Source organism: Streptomyces sp. Ag109_G2-15, from assembly GCF_900215565.1.
Taxonomy (GTDB): Bacteria; Actinomycetota; Actinomycetes; order Streptomycetales; family Streptomycetaceae; genus Streptomyces; species Streptomyces diastatochromogenes.
Genome location: NZ_OCNI01000002.1, coordinates 1,832,096 through 1,852,629, shown reverse-complemented (window position 1 = coordinate 1,852,629; position 20,534 = coordinate 1,832,096). Strand labels below are relative to the sequence as shown.

Sequence of the window (20,534 nt, the reverse complement as noted above, 5' to 3'; positions counted from 1 at the left end):
GGTCGTCAGGCCCGGTAGAGGGCCTCGACCTCGTTCTCGTACGCCTTCTCGATCGCCTTCCGCTTCAGCTTCAACGACGGTGTCAGCAGACCGTGTTCCTCGGTGAACGGCTGCGCCAGGATGCGGAAGGTGCGGATGGACTCGGCCTGGGAGACGAGGGTGTTGGCGGCGACCACCGCCCGCCGCACCTCCGTCTCCAGGTCCGGGTCCCGGACCAGCTGAGCGGCCGTCAGATGCGGCTTGCCACGCATCTGCAGCCAGTGCTCCACCGCCTCCTGGTCGAGGGTGACCAGGGCGGCGATGTAGGGGCGGTCGTTGCCGACGACGATGCACTGGTTGACCAGCGGATGGTCGCGGACCCGCTCCTCCAGGACACCGGGGGAGACGCTCTTGCCGCCGGAGGTCACCAGGATCTCCTTCTTGCGGCCGGTGATGGTCAGATAGCCGTCCTCGTCGAGGGAGCCGAGGTCGCCGGTGGCGAGCCAGCCGTCGTGCAGGGTCGCGTCGGTGGCCTTCTGGTTGTTGAGGTAGCCCTGGAAGACGTTGCCGCCGTGCAGCCAGATCTCCCCGTCGTCCGCGATGTGCACGGTGACACCCGGGATGGTCTGGCCGACGGTGCCGTAGCGGGTGCGGTCGGGCGGGTTCGCGGTCGCCGCCGCCGTCGACTCGGTCAGGCCGTAGCCCTCGTAGATCTGCACGCCCGCGCCCGCGAAGAACAGGCCGAGGCGGCGGTCCATCGCCGATCCGCCGGACATAGCGTTCCGGATCCGCCCGCCCATCGCCGCGCGGACCTTCGCGTACACGAGCTTGTCGAAGAGCTGGTGCTGCATCCTGAGGGCCGCCGACGGTCCCGGTCCGATGCCCCATGCCTTGGCCTCGACGGCGTCGGCGTACTTCACGGCGACCTCGACCGCCTTCTCGAACGGCCCCGCCTTGCCGTCCTTCTCCGCCTTGCGCCGGGCCGCGTTGAACACCTTCTCGAAGATGTACGGCACCGCGAGGATGAACGTCGGCCGGAACGCGGCCAGGTCCGGCAGCAGCGCCGCCGCGTGCAGCTGCGGCTGGTGCCCGAAACGGACCCGGCCACGGATCGCGGCGACCTCCACCATCCGCCCGAAGACGTGCGCCAGCGGCAGGAACAGCAGGGTGGAGGCCTCGTCGCCCTTCTTGGAGTGGAACACCGGCTCCCACCGCTCGATGACGGTGTCCGCCTCGTACATGAAGTTCCCGTGCGAGAGCACACAGCCCTTGGGGCGGCCGGTCGTGCCCGAGGTGTAGATGATCGTGGCGACCGAGTCCGGGGTGACCGCCTGCCGGTGCCGGTGCACCACCTCGTCGTCCAGGTGCGCGCCGGCGTCGTACAGCTCCTGCACGCAGCCCGAGTCCAGCTGCCACAGCTCCCGCAGCTGCGGGAGCCGGTCGATGACGGTGGCGATGGTCATCGCGTGGTCCTCGTGCTCCACGATCGCCGCCGACACCTCGGCGTCGTACAGCATCCAGAAGCACTGCTCGGCCGAGGAGGTCGGGTAGACGGGGATCACCTGGGCGCCGATCGTCCACAGCGCGAAGTCGAACAGGGTCCACTCGTAGCGGGTGCGGGACATGATCGCGACCCGGTCGCCGAACCGGATGCCCCGGGCGAGGAGTCCCTTGGCCAGGGCGAGGACCTCGTCGCGGAACTCGGCGGAGGTCACGTCCCGCCACTGGCCCGACTCGTCCTTGCGGCCCAGCGCGATGTGCAGCGGGTCCGTCCGGGCATGCTCGAAGACGACATCGGCCAGACCGCCCACCGGCGGCGCCGACGCCAACGGAGGGGTGGTGAACTCGCGCAAACCCTCGCTCCCCGTTCCTGTGACGCTCCGCAGCGCCGTGAAAGCTACCCCACGCACAGACGGGGCGGGAGGGGGTGCGAAATCGGCCCATGCTCACCAACGGTCTGGCCGGTGCCCGGAAAATGCGCTCACATGCGGAAGGGTCGGACAGAATACTTACGGTTCAGTAAGTTTCGGTGCCGTAATCTCCACCGAATCTGTACGACCCGATTACGGCCGGCATCCGCCTCCCGAGGGGGTCAGACGCGCGGCACAGTCGTCTCTTTCGTCTGCGTCGCGGCGGCCGATTCCGTCACTCCGGTCCGCCGTGCGCGGGGTTCCCTGACCAGGGCCAGGACCAGCGCGCCCGCCACGAGCCCGGCAAGGCCCGCGGTCACCAGCGCCGTGTCGAGGCCGGAGGTGAAGGCGGCCCGCAGCGTGTGCTCGGGGATCGAGCCGCGCAGCCCGCCCGCGCCGCCGCCCGCCAGCGTGTGCGCCGCACCGTCCGGGAGCGAGTCCCGCATCCGGGACGTCAGGACGGTGCCGAACACCGCGACCCCCAGCGCGTACCCCAGCTGCCGTACGGTGTTGACCGCACCGCCCGCCATCCCGGCCCGCTCCGGCGGCACCGACGCCAGCGCCGCACCCGCCACGGTCGGCGACACGAACCCGGTGCCGACGCCCACCAGCACGAACCCCGGCACCAGCGCCGACCAGCCGGAGCCCGCGTCCAGCACCGCCTGGCAGATGTTCCCGGAGCCGATCAGCAGCAGCCCGCCGCCGATGGTCAGCCGGGCAGGCACCCCGTGCAGCAGCTTCCCCACCAGCAGGGCGACGATCATCGCCGCGACCGTCAGCGGCAGCAGCGTCAGCCCGCCGCGCACCGGACTCATGCCCAGTAGCGTCTGCATCCAGATCGACACGTACGGTGTCACCCCGAACGCCACACCGTTGAACGCGAACGCCCCCGCCATCACCCCAACGAACGCGGTCTTGCGCAGCAGCCGCAGGTCGAGCAGCGGATGCGCCGCCCGCCGCTCCACCAGTACGAAGACCAGCAGGGCCAGCGCCGCGCAGGCGAACGCCGTGAGCGCCGCCGGCGCCGTCCAGCCGTCCTCCCCGGCCCGCACCACCGCGTACGTCAGCCCGCCCGCGAAGCCGGCGAAGGCCGCCGTACCCGCCCAGTCGACGCGCATCCCGCGCGGACCCCGCGACTCCGGCACCACCCGCAGCGTCAGCCACACCTCGACCACGCTCACCGGCAGGTTCACGAAGAAGATCCACCGCCAGCCCGGTCCCTCGGTGAGCAGACCGCCCACAATCGGGCCGACCGCCGCGGCCCCGCCGCTCACCGCGCCCCACACCCCGAGCGCCGCCGACCGCCGCTGCCCCTGGTAGACCGAGCCCAGCAACGGCAGCGTCGTCGCGAACATCGCCGCCGCACCCACACCCTGCAACGCCCGCGCGGCCACCAGCACACCCGGCCCGGACGCCAGCCCGCACAGCAGCGACGCCACCGCGAACAGCACCACACCCGCCACATGCACTCGGCGCCGCCCCAGCACGTCCGCGGCCGCTCCCACCCCGAGCAGCAGCGCCGCGAGCGCCAGCGCGTACCCGTCGACCACCCATTGCAGATCGCTCAGCGACGCATGCAGGGCACCGGCCATGTCCGGCAGTGCCACCACCACGATCGTCACGTCCAGCAGCAACATGAACGTGCCCAGGCACACGGCCGTGAGCGTCCCCCATGTACGCATGTCCTCAACTCCCTGTACGACGGCTGCGTATCGCTCCGTACGATGCGTAGGACGCGGCCGATCAACCCGGAACAGGCCGCCATAGCGACGAAATCCGACGGGGGAGCGCATGTTGAAGAGGGAATCCGACACCTTCGACCATCTGGACCTCCAGCTGCTGTCCGCCCTGGAGGTCGACGGCCGGGCCTCCTTCAGCCGGATCGGGCAGGTGCTCGGCGTCTCCGACCAGACGATCGCGCGCCGCTTCCGCCGGCTGTCCGCCGAGGGCGGACTCAGGGTCGTCGCCCTGCGCGACGCCGAGGCCCTCGGCCAGGACCAGTGGATGCTCCGCCTGCGCTGCGCCCCCGACAGCGCCTCCGTCATCGCCGACGCACTCGCCAAACGCCCCGACACCGCCTGGATCGGCCTGGCCGCCGGCGGCACGGAGGTCGTCTGCATGACCCGGCCGCGCAGCCCCGGCGACCACGACGACCTCCTCCTCGGCAAGCTGCCGCGCACCCCGAGCGTGGTGGAGATCCGCGCCCAGCAGCTCCTGCACCGCTTCTACGGCGGACCCACCGGCTGGCTGCGCAAGTTCCGGGCGCTCGACGACGACCAGATCGCCGCCCTGCTTCCCGCACCCCAGGCCCCGGCCGGACCGGCCCGCATCGACCCCGAGGACGAGCCGCTCCTCGCCGTCCTGCACCGCGACGGCCGGGCCGGCTACCCCGAACTGCAGCGCGCCACCGGCCGCTCCGAGTCCGCCGTCAAACGCCGCCTCGCCGCACTGCTCGCCTCCGGCGCCGTGTACATCGACGTCGAGTACCACTCGGAGATCCTCGGCTACTCCCGGGCCGCCGCCCTGTGGATCACCACCGCCCCCGCCGCCCTGCACACCGTCGGCGAGGCCCTCGCGACCCACGACGAGATCGCCTTCGCCTCCGCCACCGCCGGCCCCTCGCACATCGTCGTCACCGCGGTCGTCCGCGACACGACCAGCCTGTACGGCTACCTCAGCGGACCGCTCGGCCGGCTGGAGGGCGTCCAGCACGTGGAGACCACGCCGTTCCTGCGCCGGGTCAAGCAGCTGACGTATCAGCGGCCGCCGCGCTGACCCCGGTGCAGCCGGTCCCCGCCCGCCAGGACCGCCGCCGCCAGCGCGTTCGCCGCGCCCTCCGCCGCGCCCCGCCGCCGGCCGTGCACGAGGACGAAGTCCACCTTGCCCAGCTCCGGCAGGCCCGAACGGTCCGGCACCCGGAACAGCCCCGGCGGGATCAGCCGCCGCGAGTGGGCCATCACGCCGAGCCCCGCGCGCGCGGCGGCGATCAGACCGTTGAGGCTGCCGCTGGTGCACACGATCCGCCACTCGCGCCCCTGCTCCTCCAGCGCCTCCAGGGCGCGGGCGCGGGTGATACCGGGCGGGGGATACACGATCAGCGGGACCGGCCGGTCGGGCTCCAGACGGACGTGTTCGGAGCCCACCCACACCAGGTCGTCGCGCCACACCAGCTCGCCGCGCGGATCCTGCGGGCGCCGCTTGGCCAGCACCAGATCGAGCTTCCCCGCCGCCAGCTGCTCGTGCAGGGTGCCCGACAGCTCCACCGTCAGCTCCAGGTCGACCTCCGGGTGGTCGTGGCGGAAGCCCTCCAGGATCTCCGGCAGCCGGGTGAGGACGAAGTCCTCCGAGGCGCCGAAGCGCAGCCGGCCCCGCACCCGGGTGCCGGTGAAGAACGCCGTCGCCTGCTCGTGCACCTCCAAAAGCCGGCGGGCGAAGCCCAGCATCGCCTCGCCGTCCTCGGTCAGCTCCACGGAGTGGGTGTCCCGGGAGAACAGCTGCCGACCGGTGGCCTCCTCCAGCCGGCGCACATGCTGGCTGACCGTGGACTGGCGCAGCCCGAGCCGCCGGGCGGCCTGCGTGAAACTCAGCGTCTGCGCCACCGCCAGGAACGTGCGCAGGTGGGTGGGGTCGTACACGGCGGCAGCGTACCGCCTGTCATCGCGGAACACGATGGCAGTCAGAGTGGTATGCGGGATTCCCGATCGGTGCGGGGAAGAGGACGATGGAGAGGGGTCCTCCGGGCTCCCGCACGTACGTGACGAACTGCAAGTGGAGCACCGTGAAACGCCTGCGCTGGCCGAGCTGGATGCCGATCGACCCCTACATCGTGCTGCTGCTCGGCACGGTGGGCCTGGCGGCGCTCCTCCCGGCCCGGGGCACCGGCGCCGACGTCGCCTCCGGGGCGTCCACCGCAGCGATCGCCTTCCTCTTCTTCCTCTACGGCGCCCGGCTCTCCACCCGTGAGGCGCTGGACGGCCTGAGGCACTGGCGGCTCCACGTCACCGTCCTGGCCTGCACTTTCGTCATCTTCCCGGTGCTCGGTGTGGCGGCCCGCGGCCTGGTGCCGGTGGTGCTGACCCAGCCGCTGTACCAGGGGCTGCTGTTCCTCACCCTGGTGCCGTCCACGATCCAGTCGTCGATCGCGTTCACCTCGATCGCTCGCGGAAACGTGCCTGCCGCCATCTGCGCGGGCTCGTTCTCCTCGCTGGTCGGCATCCTCGTCACCCCGCTGCTGGCGGCCGGGCTGCTGGGCAACGACGGCGGCGGGTTCTCCGCGGACTCAGTGGTGAAGATCGTGCTCCAGCTGCTGGTGCCGTTCCTGGCCGGGCAGGTGCTGCGCCGTTGCGGAGTCAAAAGGGGCCGCGCGGAGCGCGTCGAGCAGGGTGGTGGCGGGCGACGGGCGGGCGACTTCGTCGCCCGGCACAAGAAGGTCCTCGGTCTGGTCGACCGCGGCTCGATCCTGCTGGTCGTCTACACGGCGTTCAGCGAGGGCATGACCCGGGGCATCTGGCACCAGGTCAGCCCCGTCCGGCTGGCCGCGCTGCTCGGCGTCGAGGCCGCCCTGCTGGCCGTCATGCTCGTCCTGACCTGGTACGGCGGCCGGGCGCTCGGCTTCGGCCGGGAGGACCGGATCGCCATCCAGTTCGCCGGGTCCAAGAAGTCCCTCGCCTCCGGTCTGCCGATGGCGAGCGTCCTGTTCGGCGCCCATGCCTCCCTGGCCGTGCTGCCGCTGATGCTCTTCCACCAGATGCAGCTGATGGTGTGCGCGGTCATCGCCAAGCGGCGCTCCCACGACCTGGACGAGCCCACGCAGGCGTCAGCCGCTCACGTGGTCCAGGGGCAGCCACAGGACCGTGTCCTTCGCTGACCGCGACACCTTCGGGTCGGACAGCTCGTCGTCGGTCAGGGCGCGGTCCCAGACATGGACGTCGTCGATCGCTCCGGTGAAGAAGGCCCGGCTGTCATTGCGCTGGCCGATGTGCACACCGAAGGGTGAGTTGCGGCTGACGGAACCCGGCACATCGGCGACGGTGGACTGCATACCGTCGACGGACAGCGACAGCAGGCCTCCGCCGCGCCTGAGGACGGCGTGATGCCACTGGCCGTCGTTGTACGCGGTATCCGTGCGCACGTACGCGGTCTGCGGTGCGGCCGCACCGTTCCGCACGGTGATCAGGCCCTGCAGACGGTGGTTCGCCGGCTCGCCGCGCACCCACACCTGCGGCTGGGTGGTGCCGACGCCACCCATCCAGAGCAGCGGCTGCTCGCCCGTCGTGGCCGTGTACCGGAACCACAGGGAGGCCGTGAAGTCCCCGCTGCCGAGCGGAAGCCCGGGGCGGTACGGCAGGCGTACGGCATCGTCGGTGCCGTCGAACTCCAGCGCGCCGCCCACCACGCCGTCCGTCTCCTCGGCGCCGCCGAGCACCGCGGCCGGGCGGGCGTGCGGGGCGAGGTCGGTGGTGTGCGGGTCGGGGCCGCGGCGCGGGGCGAGCCAGTCCTCGGTGAAGCGGGCGAAGCGGATCTCGTCGCGTGCGTCGACCGCCCCGCCCTCGTACATCAGGCCCACCGTGTCGTGGTCGACGCGCACCAGGTCGGAGTAGCCGGACCAGTCCGTGGTGACGACCGTGCCGCGGTCCACGCTGTCCCACGTGCGGCCGCCGTCGTAGGAGGAGCGGATCATCATCGTGCGGCGCCGGTCGGGGTCGGCGGGGCAGGAGAGCAGGATGCGGTCGCCCAGGCGCAGGATCGAGCCCTGCACCTGCGGGGTGTAGAGGTCCGGGAGGTCGTGGAAGGGCGCGGCGAAGCTGTCGCCGCCGTCCCGGCTGACGGCCTGGGTGCGGTGGCCGAGGTCGGTGCCGTCCTGCTCCCGGCCGCTGACCAGGACCGAGCCGTCCGTGCGTTCGGCGAGGGTGAGTTCGGAGGGCTTCTGCCGGAAGGTGCCGTCGGCGGCGATCGGCCAGGTGTCGGTGGCGCCGATCCGCCAGTGGCCGCCGTGGTCGTCGCTGACGATGAGCGCGGCGTGGTTGGCGCTGACCCGGCTGCCGTTCCACGTCTCGGCGTTGACCCCGAAGACCAGCCGGCCGGCGTACCGGCCGCGGGTGAGCTGGATGCCGTGCACGGGTCCGGTCGCGTACCAGGAGTTCCAGTCGGCGGGCAGGATCTCCGGGCTCAGATCGCGCGGCTCGGACCAGGTCAGTCCGTCGTCGTCGCTGTACTGCAGATGCGGGCTGCGGTCACAGGGGACCGAGCAACTGGCGCTGTCCGTACGGCCGGTGTTGTACGTCTCCGCCAGCCAGATCCGGCCGGTGTCGCGGTCCACCATCGGTGCCGGGTTGCCGTGGGTGTCGCCCGCTCCCTCGTTGACCACCCGCAGCGGGCCCCAGGTGCGGCCGCCGTCGGTGGAGCGCTTGACCACGATGTCGATGTCGGCCGCGTCTCCGCAGTTGAGCACCCGGCCCTCGGCGAACGCGAGCAGCGTGCCGTCGGTCGTCCGGACGATCGCCGGTATGCGGAAGCAGGCGTAGCCGGGGTCCTGGGACGCCTTGAAGAGGATCTGCTGCTCGAAGTCGGTTGCCTCGGTGGCGGGTTGGGCGTGTGCCGGGTTCGGCAGCACGAGCAGAGCGGCCGCCGTGAGGGCGGCGGCCAGGCAGCTTCTGAGACGGGCGCTGATTCTTGACGGCATGGTGCGACCTGCCCTTCATGCGTCGAGACATGTGGACATCCGGACATCCAACGTCCAACATGCGCCTCTCAGACGGTAGTTGGGACCTCTGGCGCCTCACAAGAAGCGTGCAGCTACTTCAGAGGGCTCACGGGCGCAGAACGACCTTGCCGAGGTTGGCCCGTGTCTCGATCACCTCGTGCGCCTTCGCCGCGTCCTCCAGCGCGAACTCGCCGTGCACGGCGGGCTTCAGGGTGCCGTCGGTGAACAGCCGCCACAGCTCCTGCCGCCACTGCTCGTACAGTTCCGGCCGGCCGCGGGCGATCAGCGCCATCTGGAAGCCGATCACCGACTTGGCACCGACCGGCAGGTCGTACGCCTGGATCGTGCCGCCGCCCGAGCTGTAGGCGACCAGACGGCCGTGCGGGGCGAGCGCGGCGAGGGCGGGGGTGAGCAGATCGCCGCCGACCGCATCCAGTACACAGTCGACAGGCTCTCCCCAACTGTCGTCGCCATATCGAATACAGTCGTCCGCGCCCAGCGAGCGGACGAAGTCCGCCTTGGCCGGATCGGAGACGGCGCCCACCACCCGGCCCGCACCCCGCGCCCGCGCCAGCTGCACCGCGAGGTGCCCGACCCCGCTCGCCGCGGCCGTGACCAGCACCGCCTCGCCCGCCACGGGGCGCGCCGCCTCCAGCGCGCCGAGCGCCACCAGTCCGGCGCGCACCAGTGCGACCGCGTCGACAGGGGTGGCGCCATCGGGCACGGGGGAGGCCATGGCCTCGTGCAGCAGGGCGAAGTCGGCGTACCCGTGGCCGAAGCACAGCCCGGTGACCCGGTCGCCGGCGCGGAAGCGGGTCACGCCCTCGCCGACGGCCACCACCTCACCGGCGATCTCGCCGCCCAGCGGGATCGGTTCGGCGGCCTCGGTGACCTTGCGGACGACGGGCAGGGTCACGCCGACCGCCTCGCAGCGCACCAGCAGCTCACCTGCGCCGGGCTCGGGGACAGGTGCCTCCTCCAGGAACAGGGGACCGCCGGTGGACTCGTACCGGACGCGACGCATCGCAACCTCCAGGAACGGGGATGGTCGTTGGGAGTACCCATGAATTCGTTGGGAGCCCCAACGGTAGCGATGGTTCGTTGGGAAGTCCAATGATTCTTCGGTAGGCTGCCCATATGGCCGAAGCACCCCTCCCCGCCATCCGCGCCCTGCCCAGCTGGCTCCTCGGCCGGGCCGCGGCCCGCGGCCGCTCCCTGGTCGCCGACGCCCTGGCGGCCGAGGGCATGAAGATGTGGCACCACGTGGTCCTCTCCGCCGTCCGTGATCTCGCCCCCGTCGCCCAGGCGGACCTCGGCCGCGGCGTGGGCCTCGACCCCAAGGACCTGGTCGGCGTCCTCAACGACCTGCAGTCCGCCGGCCTCGCCGTACGCGCCCCCGACCCCAAGGACCGGCGCAAGAACGCCGTGTCCCTCACCGACGACGGCGCCCGCCTGCTCACCCGCTGCGAGAAGGCCGCGCGCGAGGCCAACGACGAACTGCTCGCCCCGCTGTCGCCGGCCGAACGCGATCAGTTCATGGGACTGTTGATCCGGATTTCCGGCACGGACGGCTGATGGAGGCTAACGTTCCGTCATGACCGCAGCTCCCGTGCTCGATCCGCAGCGCACCGCCCTCGTCCTCGTCGACCTGATGGACCGCATCGTCGCGCTGCCCCTGGAACCCCGCAAAGGCACCGAAGTGCTCGCCACCGCCGAGGAGTTGGCGGCCGCCTTCCGCGCCGCCGGCGCGTTCGTCGTCCTGATCCGGGTCGAACGCCCCGCGGTCGCCGAGCAGCCGCCCGGCAGCGGGCTGGTGGCGGGGCTGCTCAGGGACGGCGACCTGGAGGTCGTCAAGCGCACCATCGGCGGCTTCCAGGGCACGGGCCTGGACGAGCGGCTGCGTGAACGCGGCATCCGCACCCTGCTGTTCGGCGGCATCGCCACCAACCTCGGCGTCGAGTCCACCGCCCGCGCCGCCGCCGACCTCGGCTACGACCTCGTCTTCGTCGAGGACGCCATGGCCGCGTTCACCGCGGCGGAGCACGAGGCGTCGGTGAGGCTCGACTTCCCGCGGCTCGGCACGGTCGTGACCGCCTCCCAGGTGCGCCTCGCGACCCGCTGACCCCTCACACCAGCAGCCCGCCCCCGTCCACGGTCACCACCGACCCGGTGCTGTAACCGCCGCGCATCAGGTACAGGTACGCCTCCGCCACATCCGCCGGCTCGCCGACCCGCCCCACCGGCAGCGACTCGGCGGACGACCGGAACAGCCCCTCCCGCTCGGCCTCCGGCAGTTCCCGCCACAGCTTTGTACGCACCACCCCCGGCGAGACCACGTTGACCCGGACCGGCGCCAGCTCCAGGGCCAGCGCCCGGGTCAGCGACTCCATCGCCCCGCACAGCGCAGCCGCGGCCGTCGTCCCCGGCAGCGGACGCCGGCCTGCCGTCCCGGTGGTCAGCACCACCGAGCCGCCCTCGCGAATCGAGCCTGCGCCGTACTTCACGGCCGTGTACGCACCCCACAGCCGCGTGTCGAGGAACCGCCGGGCCCGCCCGAGATCCGTCTCGGCCAGGCTCTGCAGCAGCAGCGACTCACCGGCCGTGTACACCAGGTGGTCGAAGCTGCCGATCCTCTCGAACAAGCCGCGCACCGCGGCCTCGTCGTTCGCGTCCAGCACCCGGCCCTCGGCGTTCCCGGGCAGCCGCTTCAGCGCCGCGTCCACGCTCTCCTGCCGACGTGAGGCGACCACCACCTCGGCGCCCTCCCGCGCCGCACCCTCGGCGACCGCGAGCCCGATGCCCGACGTACCCCCGATGACGACGACGCGCTGTCCCTGCAGATCCATGATGCGTTCCTTCCTTGTCCGCCTGGTGCGTCCAGCCTGCGATCGCGCCCACCTCGCCGTCCAAGACCTCCTTCGCCCGTGGCGATACCCTGAAGGCATCGCCACCGGCACGACGGAAGGGGCGGCCATGGACCTGGACCTGCGGAAGGTCCGCTACTTCGTGGCGGTCGCCGAACTGCTGCACTTCGGCCGCGCCGCCGAGCAACTGCACATCGCCCAGCCGGTCCTCAGCCGTCAGATCCGCGCACTGGAGAAGGACTTGGGCGCGGAGCTGTTCGCACGCGACAGCCACGGCGTGACGTTGACGTCGGCCGGTCGTCAACTCCTGGACGACGCACGGCATCTGCTCGCGAGCGCGGACGCCGCACGTCGTCGGGTGCGGCGGGCCGCCCGCGGCCCGGGGCGCTTCGTCGTCGGGTTCCGCGCCGGGGTGGTCGTCACCCGCGCGCTGCGGGACTTCGGGGCCGCCCACCCGGACGTCGACGTCCACGCGCGCCGAGTCGAGTGGGACGACCAGGAGGAGCTGATTCTCGACGGCACCGTCGACATCGCCTACGTACGACGCCCGGTCCGGGACCGGGGACTGAGGCTGCTGCCGCTGTACAGCGAGGCACGCGTGGCGATGCTCCCCGCCGACCACCGGCTCGCCGGCAAGCAGGAGCTGTGCCTCGCCGACCTGGTGGACGAGCCGAGGCTCAGCTACGCCCACCCGGGCCCCGACGACCTGCCGATCCGCACGATCGAGGAGAAGTTCGAGTGCGTGGCGAGCGGAGCCGGCATCACGCTCGTACCGGAGTCCGTCGCCCTGCAGTACTCCCGCCCGGACATCACCTACGTGCCGGTGCCGGACGCGGAGCCCGACGAGGTGCTCCTGGCCTGGGAGGCACGCCGACGGTCACCGCTGATCGCCGGCTTCGTCACCGCCGCCCAGGCCCAGGCGGACGCGGTCGGCTGAGGCGGGGCCCCTGCGGCGCAGGGGGCGCTCCCCGCCGTTCGGGGCCCCGCCGCCGTGCCGCGGGGGACCGGTCAGCCCTGGGCGGCCGCAGCCCGCAGGGCGATGCGGTCCTCGCCCGCGTACACGTTCATCGAGCTGCCCCGCAGGAAACCCACCAGGGTCAGACCCGTCTCGGCGGCCAGGTCCACCGCCAGCGACGAGGGCGCCGACACCGCCGCCAGCACCGGGATCCCCGCCATCACGGCCTTCTGCGCCAGCTCGAACGAGGCCCGGCCCGAGACCAGCAGGATCGTCCGCGACAGCGGCAGATCCCCGTTCTGCAGCGCCCGCCCGACCAGCTTGTCGACCGCGTTGTGCCGGCCCACGTCCTCCCGTATGTCGAGCAGCTCCCCGTCCTCGGTGAACAGGGCGGCCGCGTGCAGCCCCCCGGTCCGGTCGAACACCCGCTGGGCCGCCCGCAGCCGGTCGGGGAGGCTCGCCAGCAGCTCGGGGGTCACCCGGACCGGGGGAGTGTCGGCGATCGGCCAGCGAGCGGTCGTCCGTACGGCGTCCAGGCTGGCCTTGCCGCACAGCCCGCAGGAGGACGACGTGTAGACGTTCCGCTCCAGGGTGAAATCGGGGAGGGCGATGCCCGGGGCGGTCCGCACGTCGACCACGTTGTAGGTGTTCGAACCGTCTACGGTCGCCCCCGCGCAGTAGACGATGTTCTGCAGATCGGATGCGGTCGCCAGTACACCCTCGCTCACCAGGAACCCCGCCGCCAGCGCGAAGTCGTCGCCCGGTGTGCGCATGGTGATCGCCAGCGGCTTCCCGTTCAGCCGGATCTCCAGAGGTTCCTCGGCGACGAGCGTGTCCGGCCGGGTGGAGACCGCCCCGTCCCGGATGCGGAGCACCTTGCGTCGTTCCGTGACTCGTCCCATGTCCTGATCAGCCCCGGTTCTGTACGTGCTGGTAGCCGAAACGGCCCTTGATGCAGAGGTTGCCGTGGGTCACCGGATTGTCGTGCGGTGAGGTGACCTTCACGATCTCATTGTCCTGCACATGGAGCGTGAGGTTGCAGCCCACCCCGCAGTAGGCGCACACCGTGGTCGTCTCCGACTGCCTCGACTCGTCCCAGGTACCCGCCGCCCGCATGTCGAACTCGGACCTGAACGACAGCGCCCCCGTCGGGCACACCTCGATGCAGTTCCCGCAGTACACGCAGGCGGAGTCGGTGAGAGGCGCCTCGTGCTCGACGGCGATCCGCGCGTCGAACCGCGCCCGGCGACCGAGATCGCGAAGGTGTTCTGCCACTGGTCGCCGCAGGCGTCGACGCACTTGTAGCACAGGATGCACTTGTCGTAGTCACGCACATACAGCTCGTTGTCGACCTTCGGCTCCTCGTTCAGCCGGGCCACACCGGAGGGGCCGAAACGGTCCGGCTTCGCCTCGTACTCCTTGATCCACTCGGCGACCTTCGGAGTGGTCGACAAGTCGACCGAGGACGCCAGCAGCTCCAGCACGATCTTCCTGCTGTGCCGGGCCCGCTCCGTGTCCGTACGGACCTCCATCCCGGGCTCCGCCCTGCGCGAGCAGGCCGGCACCAGCGTCCGCGACCCCTCCACCTCCACCACGCACACCCGGCAGGCGTTCTTCGGCCGCAGCGTGTCGCCCTCGCAGAGGGTGGGGATGTCCTTCCCCGCCGCACGGCACGCGTCCAGGATGGTCGAGCCCTCCGGGACCCGAACGGGCTCGCCGTCGATCGTGAACTCCAGCAGACGGCGCGGGATCCCCAGCGGTGTGACGGTCATTCGTACGCCCCCAGACGGTCGATGGCGGATTCCACGGCGTTCCACGCGGTCTGCCCCAGACCGCAGATCGAGGCGTCCCGCATCGCCCGGCCCACCTCGCGCAGCAGGGCGATGTCGTCGGCGGCCCCGGCCCCCGTGCGCTCCACGATCCGGCGCAGCGCCTCCTCCTGCCGGACCGTTCCGACCCGGCACGGCACGCACTGCCCGCAGGACTCGTCGCGGAAGAACTCGGCGATGCGCAGCAGCAGGCGGGGGAGCGGCACGGTGTCGTCGAAGGCCATGACCACGCCGGAACCGAGCGTGGTCCCGGCCTCCCGGGTGCCCTCGAAGGTGAGCGGGACCCCGAGTTCGTCCGGCCGTACGAAGCCGCCGGCCGCCCCGCCCAGCAGCACCGCCCGCAGCCCGTCCCGCACACCGGCCAGGTCCAGCAGCTCGCCGAGCGTCGCCCCGAACGGCAGCTCGTACACGCCGGGCCGCTCCACACTGCCCGACACGCAGAACAGCTTGGGGCCGGTGGACCGGCCGGTGCCGATCGCCGCGTACGCCGGGGCGCCCATGGTGAGGATCGGCAGGACGTTGACCAGCGTCTCCACGTTGTTCTCGACCGTGGGCTTGCCGAACAGGCCCTTCTCCACCGGGAACGGCGGCTTGGAGCGGGGTTCGCCCCGGTAGCCCTCGATGGAGTTGAACAGGGCCGTCTCCTCACCGCAGATGTATGCGCCGGCACCGCGCCGGATCTCGATGTCCAGGCGGTATCCCTGGCCGAGGATGTCGTCGCCGAGCAGACCACGGGCCCGGGCCTGGTCGATCGCATACTGCAGACGGTGTACGGCTCGCGGGTACTCGCCGCGGATGTAGACGAAAGCCCGGTGCGCGGATATCGCATACGACGCGATCGTGATCGCCTCCACGAGCGCGTACGGATCGCCCTCCATGAGCACCCGGTCCTTGAAGGTGCCCGGCTCGGACTCGTCGGCGTTGCACACCAGGTAGTGCGGACGGTCCGGCTGGGACGCCGTGGCCTGCCACTTGCGGCCGGTCGGGAAGGCCGCACCGCCGCGCCCGACCAGCCCCGAGTCGGTGACCTCGCGGATCACCCCGGCGGGACCCAGCTCGAAGGCCCGGCGCAGCGCCGTGTAGCCGCCGTGCGCCCGGTAGTCGTCCAGCGAGGACGGATCCACGACACCGACCCGGCGTAGCAGCACCAGCGACGGATCGCCCGCCCGGGGCACGGCCGCCACCGCCTGCGGCTCCTCGGGCGCCGCGTCCGGCGCGCTCGCCGCGAGGACGGCCGCCTCGACCGCCGCCGGCGCCGACACGGCCGTACGCACCGGATCGCCCGCCCGGATCGCCAGGGCCGCCGGGGCCCGTTCGCAAAGGCCAAGACACGGGCTGCGCTCGACACTCACCCCGCTGCCCGGGCCGAGCCGCGCCTCGATCCCGGCGCACACCTCGCCCGCCCCGGCCGCCGTGCAGGCGAGGTCGGTGCAGACGTGCAGCACGGTGGCCGGGCGGGGCCGGACGGAGAACATGGCGTAGAACGTGGCCACCCCGTACGCCTCCGCGGGCGGCACGGTCAGCCGCCGGCACAGGTAGTCGAGGGCGCTCTCGCTGATCCAGCCGATCCGGTCGTTGATCGCGTGCAGCCCCGGCAGCAGCAGATCGCGCCGGTCGCGGGCCGCACGGCCGCCGCGCGCCCACCTCAGGTCGGCGTCCGTACGGTCGGCGCCCTCCCAGGAGGACTCCGGAGGGCCCAACAAGGCGTCCACGGCGGCCCGTTCCTCGTCCGTCGGCTTGCTGTCGCCGAAGTGCAGATCCACGCCCTCACCTCACGTACGTAACGGCCGGCAGCTTCTCGATCCGGATCGCCGACGCCTTGAACTCCGCCGTCCCCGCGATCGGGCAGTTCGCCTCGATCGTCAGCTGGTTGGTGTCCACCTCGTCGGGAAAGTGCATGGTCATGAAGGCGAGGCCGGGCCGCAGCGCGGTGTCGACCCACACCGGCGCCACCACCGACCCGCGCCGCGAGGACACCCGCACCTCCTCGCCGACCACGACCCCGTACCGCTCGGCGTCCTCCGGGCACAGCTCGACGTACTCGCCGCGCCTGAGCGGAGAGGCGAAACCACCGCTCTGCACACCGGTGTTGTACGAGTCCAGGCGCCGGCCGGTGGTGAGCCGGATCGGGTACTCCTCGTCCGTGAGGTCCACCGGCGGATCGTGCTGCACCAGCCCGAAGGGTGCCGCCGCTCCCCGCCTCTCGGGGGTCTTCTCCCACAACCGGCCGTGCAGATAGGTGGGTTCGAGCCGCTGGGTGCTCGGGCACGGCCACTGGATGCCCTGGTGCTCCGCCAGCCGCTCGTACGTCATCCCGTAGTGGTCCGGCGACACCGAGCGCAGCTCGTTCCAGACGGCCTGGGCGTCGGCGTACTTCCAGTCGTGGCCGAGCCGGGCCGCCAGCTCGCAGATGATGTCGATGTCCTCGCGGGCCTCGCCGGGCGGGGTGACCGCACGCCGGACGCGCTGAACTCGCCGCTCGCTGTTGGTGGTGGTGCCGTCGGTCTCCGCCCAGCCCGCGGTGGCGGGCAGCACCACGTCCGCCAACTCGGCGGTCTTCGTCAGGAAGATGTCCTGCACCACGAGGAAGTCCAGCACCCTGAGCCGCCGTACGGCCTGCTCGCTGTCGGCCTCCGACTGCGCCGGGTTCTCCCCGATGCAGTACACGGCCCGCAGCGAGCCCTCCTCCATCGCCTCGAACATCTCCGTCAGGTTCAGCCCGTAGTGCGGCTGGATGACGGTGTCCCAGGCCGACTCGAACTTCAGCCGGACGTCCGCGTCGAGGATGTCCTGGAAGCCGGGCAGCCGGTTGGGGATCGCGCCCATGTCGCCGCCGCCCTGCACGTTGTTCTGCCCGCGCAGCGGCTGCAGTCCGGAGCCGTACCGGCCGACATGGCCGGTGAGCAGGGACAGGTTGATCAGGGCGCGGACGTTGTCGGTGCCGTTGTGGTGCTCGGTGATGCCGAGCGTCCAGCACAGCTGGGCCCGCTCGGCCCGGGCGTAGGCGTGAGCCAACTCCCTGATGGCGCGGGCCGGCACGCCCGTCACCTTCTGGGCGAGTGACAGTGTCCAGGGCTCCACCAGCTTGCGGTACTCCTCGAAGCCCGAGGTCGCCCGCTCGACGAACGCCTCGTTGACCAGGCCCGCGTGGATGATCTCCCGGCCGATCGCGTGCGCCATCGGGATGTCGGTGCCGACGTTCAGCCCGAGCCAGCTCTCGGCCCATTCGGCGGTGGACGTCCGACGCGGGTCTACCGCGTACATCCGGGCGCCGTTCCTGATCCCCTTCAGCGCGTGCTGGAAGAAGATCGGGTGGGCGAAGCGGGCGTTGGAGCCCCACATGACGATGACGTCGGTGTGCTCGATCTCCTCGTACGACGACGTGCCGCCGCCGGAGCCGAAGGCGGCCGACAGACCCGCGACGCTGGGTGCGTGGCACGTCCGGTTGCAGGAGTCGACGTTGTTGGTGCCCATCACGACCCGGGCGAACTTCTGCGCCACATAGTTCATCTCGTTGGTGGCGCGGGCACAGGAGAACATCCCGAACGCCCCCCGGTGCCGGTCGAGGCCTCGCGCGGCCCGGTCCAGCGCCTCCTCCCAGCTCGCCTCCCGGAACGGTTCGTCGCGGGAGTCGCGCACCAGGGGGCGGGTGAGCCGGGTGTACGTCTTCGGTTGCCGGTTCCTCATGCGGCGCTCCTCAGCGCGAGCAGGTCCGAGATGGCGTGCACCGTGCGCAGGGTGGGCACCGGCACGCCGGTGATCTCCGCCAGCTCGACGACGGCCGCGAGCAGCACGTCGAGTTCCAGCGGCTTGCCTCGCTCCAGGTCCTGGAGCGTGGAGGTGCGGTGGTCGCCGACGCGTTCCGCGCCCGCGAGCCGCCGTTCGATGGAGACGCCGACCTCGCAGCCCAGCGCCTCGGCGACGGCGAGGGTCTCGCGCATCATCGTCTCGATGACCCGGCGGGTGCCGCCGTGCAGGCACATCTGCCGCATCGTGGCGCGGGACAGGGCGCTGATCGGGTTGAAGGAGATGTTGCCGAGCAGCTTGACCCAGATGTCGCCGCGCAGGTCCTGCTCGACCGGGCACTTCAGGCCGCCGGCCCTCATCGCCTCGCTGAAGTCGAGACAGCGCGGGGAGATGCTGCGGTCGGGCTCGCCGACGGAGAACCTGGTGCCCTCCAGGTGCCGTACGACACCCGGCGACTGGAGTTCGGTCGCGGCGTAGACGACGCAGCCGACGGCCCGTTCGGGCGCGAGGACGGCGCTGACGGCGCCGCCCGGGTCGACGCTCTCGACGCGGTGGCCGTCGTAGGGGCCGCCGTGCCGGTGGAAGTACCACCACGGGATGCCGTTCTGGGCGGCCACCACCGCCGTGCGCTCGTGCAGCAGCGGCTTGATCAGCGGCCCGCACGCCGCGTACGCGTTGGCCTTCAGCCCGAGGAAGACGAAGTCGGCCGGGCCGACCTCGGCCGGGTCGTCGGTGGCGTGGGCGTGCGCGGTGAAGTCGCCGCGCGGGCTGAGCACGCGTACGCCGTGCTGCCTCATGGCCGCGAGATGCGGTCCACGGGCGATGAGGTGCACATCGGCGCCCGCGCGGTGGAGCGCGGCACCGACGTAGGCGCCGATCGCACCGGCGCCGAGGACTGCGACTTTCACGGGAGCACTCCGTTCGGTTTGAGGGATACCGCGGAGGTGGGGGAGGAGGATCCGGAACCTGTGAGGGCCGGCAGTCAGCCCGACGGCTGAATCCTGTCGACGAAATATTGTCTACAGTATGGAGCTACGCGCCAGCAAGGGTCGTGCGGCGACCGTTGAGCGCATTCCGCATACCGTTCACCGCATACGGTCGACCCTGCGCCTTCTCAACTCCCGCGGCCCGCCCTACCGTTCGGGGTTCATGAGCAGCCCCCCACTGGCACCCCCGGGCTGGAGCCGCTGGCTCGTCCCGCCCGCCGCCCTCTCCGTCCACCTGTCCATCGGCCAGGCCTACGCCTGGAGCGTGTTCAAGCCGCCCCTCGAGTCCGCGCTGAAGCTCGACGGCACCCAGAGCGCGCTGCCCTTCCAGCTGGCGATCGTGATGCTCGGACTGTCGGCCGCGTTCGGCGGCACGCTCGTCGAGCGCAACGGGCCGCGCTGGGCGATGACCGTGGCCCTCGTCTGCTTCTCCTCCGGCTTCCTGATCTCCGCGCTCGGCGCCCAGACGAAGCAGTTCTGGCTGATCGTCCTCGGTTACGGCTTCGTCGGCGGGATCGGCCTCGGCATCGGCTACATCTCGCCCGTCTCCACCCTGATCAAGTGGTTCCCGGAGCGGCCCGGCATGGCCACCGGCATCGCCATCATGGGCTTCGGCGGCGGCGCGCTGATCGCCTCGCCCTGGTCGGCGCAGATGCTCGAGTCCTTCGGCACCGACCACTCCGGGATCGCGCTCGCCTTCCTCGTGCACGGGCTGTCGTACGCCGTCTTCATGACGCTCGGCGTGCTCCTCGTGCGCGTGCCACGCACCGAGAGGCCCGTCGAGGGCGTACCGGCCGTGGTCGGCGGTGTGCAGGTGTCCGCCCGCAGCGCGGTGCGCACCCCGCAGTTCTGGTGCCTGTGGGTCGTCCTGTGCATGAACGTGACGGCCGGCATCGGCATCCTGGAGAAGGCCGCACCGATGATCACGGACTTCTTCGCGGACAGCTCCACCCCCGTGTCGGCCTCCGCGGCCGCCGGATTCGTCGCGCTCCTGTCGGCCGCCAACATGGCCGGCCGGATCGGCTGGTCGTTCACCTCCGACCTCATCGGGCGCAAGAACATCTACCGCGTCTACCTCGGCGTCGGCGCGCTGATGTACCTGCTGATCGCCCTGGTCGGGGACTCGGCGAAGCCCCTGTTCGTGCTGTGCGCGCTGGTGATCCTCTCCTTCTACGGCGGCGGCTTCGCCACGATCCCCGCCTATCTGAAGGACCTCTTCGGCACGTACCAGGTCGGTGCCATCCACGGCCGGCTGCTCACCGCCTGGTCCACGGCCGGGGTGCTCGGCCCGCTGATCGTCAACTGGATCGCCGACCGGCAGAAGGAGGCCGGGAAGCACGGCTCGGCGCTGTACGGGCTGTCCTTCGGCATCATGATCGGCCTGATCGTCATCGGCTTCGTCGCCAACGAGCTCGTCCGCCCCGTCCATGCCCGCCACCACATCCCCGCCCAGAGGGAGGCCGCCGATGACCAGCGACAGCAGCCCGCCGCCTAGCCTCCCCCACTCTCGGCTTCGCTCGAGCGGGGGGACCCCCACCGCCCTGATCGCCCTCGCCTGGCT

Annotated in this window: 16 protein-coding genes and 1 pseudogene; 6 read left to right on the top strand and 11 right to left on the bottom strand. The window is 71.7% G+C overall.

Annotation, left to right across the window (positions count from 1 at the left end):
• Positions 1–5: 5 nt before the first annotated feature.
• Both CRP49_RS44645 and CRP49_RS44640 read right to left on the bottom strand, forming a co-directional pair.
• Positions 6–1,832: a long-chain fatty acid--CoA ligase gene (locus CRP49_RS44645; RefSeq protein ID WP_094220896.1), complete on the bottom strand. Its 1,827-nt coding sequence runs from the start codon at positions 1,830–1,832 to the stop codon at positions 6–8.
• A gap of 239 nt (positions 1,833–2,071) precedes the next feature.
• Positions 2,072–3,571, bottom strand: coding sequence for an MFS transporter (locus CRP49_RS44640; protein ID WP_097259031.1), 1,500 nt, complete (start codon positions 3,569–3,571; stop codon positions 2,072–2,074).
• Between the two features lie 109 nt (positions 3,572–3,680).
• Here CRP49_RS44640 and CRP49_RS44635 point away from each other — a divergent pair, with 109 nt between their 5' ends.
• Entirely contained in the window at positions 3,681–4,664 is a 984-nt protein-coding gene (locus tag CRP49_RS44635) for an Lrp/AsnC family transcriptional regulator (protein WP_179852054.1), read from the top strand.
• Here the strand turns inward: CRP49_RS44635 and CRP49_RS44630 are convergent.
• Positions 4,646–5,524: a LysR substrate-binding domain-containing protein gene (locus CRP49_RS44630; RefSeq protein WP_094221018.1), complete on the bottom strand. Its 879-nt coding sequence runs from the start codon at positions 5,522–5,524 to the stop codon at positions 4,646–4,648. The two genes, CRP49_RS44635 and CRP49_RS44630, sit on opposite strands and share 19 nt — an antisense overlap.
• Before the next feature lie 170 nt (positions 5,525–5,694).
• On the opposite strand from CRP49_RS44630, the gene CRP49_RS44625 reads away from it, so the two are divergent.
• On the top strand, positions 5,695–6,756 hold the full coding sequence (locus tag CRP49_RS44625; protein WP_179852088.1) for a bile acid:sodium symporter family protein: 1,062 nt from the start codon (positions 5,695–5,697) through the stop codon (positions 6,754–6,756).
• Here the strand turns inward: CRP49_RS44625 and CRP49_RS44620 are convergent.
• Both CRP49_RS44620 and CRP49_RS44615 read right to left on the bottom strand, forming a co-directional pair.
• Positions 6,706–8,571: a sialidase family protein gene (locus CRP49_RS44620; RefSeq protein WP_097259030.1), complete on the bottom strand. Its 1,866-nt coding sequence runs from the start codon at positions 8,569–8,571 to the stop codon at positions 6,706–6,708. The genes CRP49_RS44625 and CRP49_RS44620 overlap by 51 nt on opposite strands.
• 127 nt (positions 8,572–8,698) lie before the next feature.
• Complete coding sequence (locus tag CRP49_RS44615; protein WP_097259029.1) at positions 8,699–9,616, bottom strand: zinc-binding dehydrogenase; 918 nt, start codon at positions 9,614–9,616, stop codon at positions 8,699–8,701.
• Between the two features lie 113 nt (positions 9,617–9,729).
• On the opposite strand from CRP49_RS44615, the gene CRP49_RS44610 reads away from it, so the two are divergent.
• Both CRP49_RS44610 and CRP49_RS44605 read left to right on the top strand, forming a co-directional pair.
• Complete coding sequence (locus tag CRP49_RS44610; RefSeq protein ID WP_097259028.1) at positions 9,730–10,167, top strand: MarR family winged helix-turn-helix transcriptional regulator; 438 nt, start codon at positions 9,730–9,732, stop codon at positions 10,165–10,167.
• Positions 10,168–10,186: 19 nt separating this feature from the next.
• On the top strand, positions 10,187–10,714 hold the full coding sequence (locus CRP49_RS44605; RefSeq protein ID WP_179852053.1) for an isochorismatase family protein: 528 nt from the start codon (positions 10,187–10,189) through the stop codon (positions 10,712–10,714).
• 4 nt (positions 10,715–10,718) lie between these two features.
• Here CRP49_RS44605 and CRP49_RS44600 read toward each other — a convergent pair whose 3' ends face one another.
• Positions 10,719–11,438 carry an SDR family oxidoreductase gene (locus tag CRP49_RS44600; protein WP_097259027.1) on the bottom strand — a complete coding sequence of 240 codons (720 nt, stop codon included), beginning with the start codon at positions 11,436–11,438 and terminating at the stop codon, positions 10,719–10,721.
• Between the two features lie 127 nt (positions 11,439–11,565).
• Here CRP49_RS44600 and CRP49_RS44595 point away from each other — a divergent pair, with 127 nt between their 5' ends.
• Positions 11,566–12,393 (top strand): LysR family transcriptional regulator, encoded by an 828-nt coding sequence (locus CRP49_RS44595; protein ID WP_097259026.1) that lies wholly within the window; start codon positions 11,566–11,568, stop codon positions 12,391–12,393.
• A 71-nt stretch (positions 12,394–12,464) separates the two neighbouring features.
• Here the strand turns inward: CRP49_RS44595 and fdhD are convergent, their stop codons facing one another.
• From fdhD to CRP49_RS44570, 5 genes and pseudogenes are all read right to left on the bottom strand, one after another.
• Complete coding sequence (gene fdhD / locus CRP49_RS44590; RefSeq protein WP_097259025.1) at positions 12,465–13,313, bottom strand: formate dehydrogenase accessory sulfurtransferase FdhD; 849 nt, start codon at positions 13,311–13,313, stop codon at positions 12,465–12,467.
• 7 nt (positions 13,314–13,320) lie between these two features.
• Positions 13,321–14,183, bottom strand: a pseudogene (locus CRP49_RS44585) (2Fe-2S iron-sulfur cluster-binding protein).
• Complete coding sequence (locus CRP49_RS44580) at positions 14,180–16,003, bottom strand: NAD(P)H-dependent oxidoreductase subunit E (protein ID WP_097259024.1); 1,824 nt, start codon at positions 16,001–16,003, stop codon at positions 14,180–14,182. The pseudogene CRP49_RS44585 and the gene CRP49_RS44580 overlap by 4 nt, the downstream one beginning before the upstream one ends.
• A gap of 4 nt (positions 16,004–16,007) precedes the next feature.
• On the bottom strand, positions 16,008–17,927 hold the full coding sequence (locus tag CRP49_RS44575; protein WP_097259023.1) for a molybdopterin oxidoreductase family protein: 1,920 nt from the start codon (positions 17,925–17,927) through the stop codon (positions 16,008–16,010).
• The gene (locus tag CRP49_RS44570; protein ID WP_097259022.1) at positions 17,924–18,895 is read right to left on the bottom strand and encodes a 2-dehydropantoate 2-reductase; all 972 of its coding nucleotides are present in this window, start codon (positions 18,893–18,895) and stop codon (positions 17,924–17,926) included. Before CRP49_RS44570 ends, CRP49_RS44575 begins: the two co-directional genes overlap by 4 nt.
• 241 nt (positions 18,896–19,136) lie before the next feature.
• Between CRP49_RS44570 and CRP49_RS44565 the strand changes: the two genes are divergently transcribed.
• Positions 19,137–20,468 (top strand): OFA family MFS transporter, encoded by a 1,332-nt coding sequence (locus tag CRP49_RS44565; RefSeq protein ID WP_097259021.1) that lies wholly within the window; start codon positions 19,137–19,139, stop codon positions 20,466–20,468.
• Positions 20,469–20,534: the final 66 nt, after the last annotated feature.

Bases quoted from the DNA above. Each gene is read 5' to 3' on its own strand.
- CRP49_RS44605 (WP_179852053.1), top strand. From the start codon at position 10,187: ATGACCGCAGCTCCCGTGCTCGATCCGCAGCGCACCGCCCTCGTCCTC.
- CRP49_RS44640 (WP_097259031.1), bottom strand. From the start codon at position 3,571: ATGCGTACATGGGGGACGCTCACGGCCGTGTGCCTGGGCACGTTCATG.
- CRP49_RS44600 (WP_097259027.1), bottom strand. From the start codon at position 11,438: ATGGATCTGCAGGGACAGCGCGTCGTCGTCATCGGGGGTACGTCGGGC.
- fdhD (WP_097259025.1), bottom strand. From the start codon at position 13,313: ATGGGACGAGTCACGGAACGACGCAAGGTGCTCCGCATCCGGGACGGG.
- CRP49_RS44635 (WP_179852054.1), top strand. From the start codon at position 3,681: ATGTTGAAGAGGGAATCCGACACCTTCGACCATCTGGACCTCCAGCTG.
- CRP49_RS44615 (WP_097259029.1), bottom strand. From the start codon at position 9,616: ATGCGTCGCGTCCGGTACGAGTCCACCGGCGGTCCCCTGTTCCTGGAG.
- CRP49_RS44575 (WP_097259023.1), bottom strand. From the start codon at position 17,927: ATGAGGAACCGGCAACCGAAGACGTACACCCGGCTCACCCGCCCCCTG.
- CRP49_RS44610 (WP_097259028.1), top strand. From the start codon at position 9,730: ATGGCCGAAGCACCCCTCCCCGCCATCCGCGCCCTGCCCAGCTGGCTC.
- CRP49_RS44565 (WP_097259021.1), top strand. From the start codon at position 19,137: ATGAGCAGCCCCCCACTGGCACCCCCGGGCTGGAGCCGCTGGCTCGTC.
- CRP49_RS44620 (WP_097259030.1), bottom strand. From the start codon at position 8,571: ATGCCGTCAAGAATCAGCGCCCGTCTCAGAAGCTGCCTGGCCGCCGCC.
- CRP49_RS44625 (WP_179852088.1), top strand. From the start codon at position 5,695: ATGCCGATCGACCCCTACATCGTGCTGCTGCTCGGCACGGTGGGCCTG.
- CRP49_RS44595 (WP_097259026.1), top strand. From the start codon at position 11,566: ATGGACCTGGACCTGCGGAAGGTCCGCTACTTCGTGGCGGTCGCCGAA.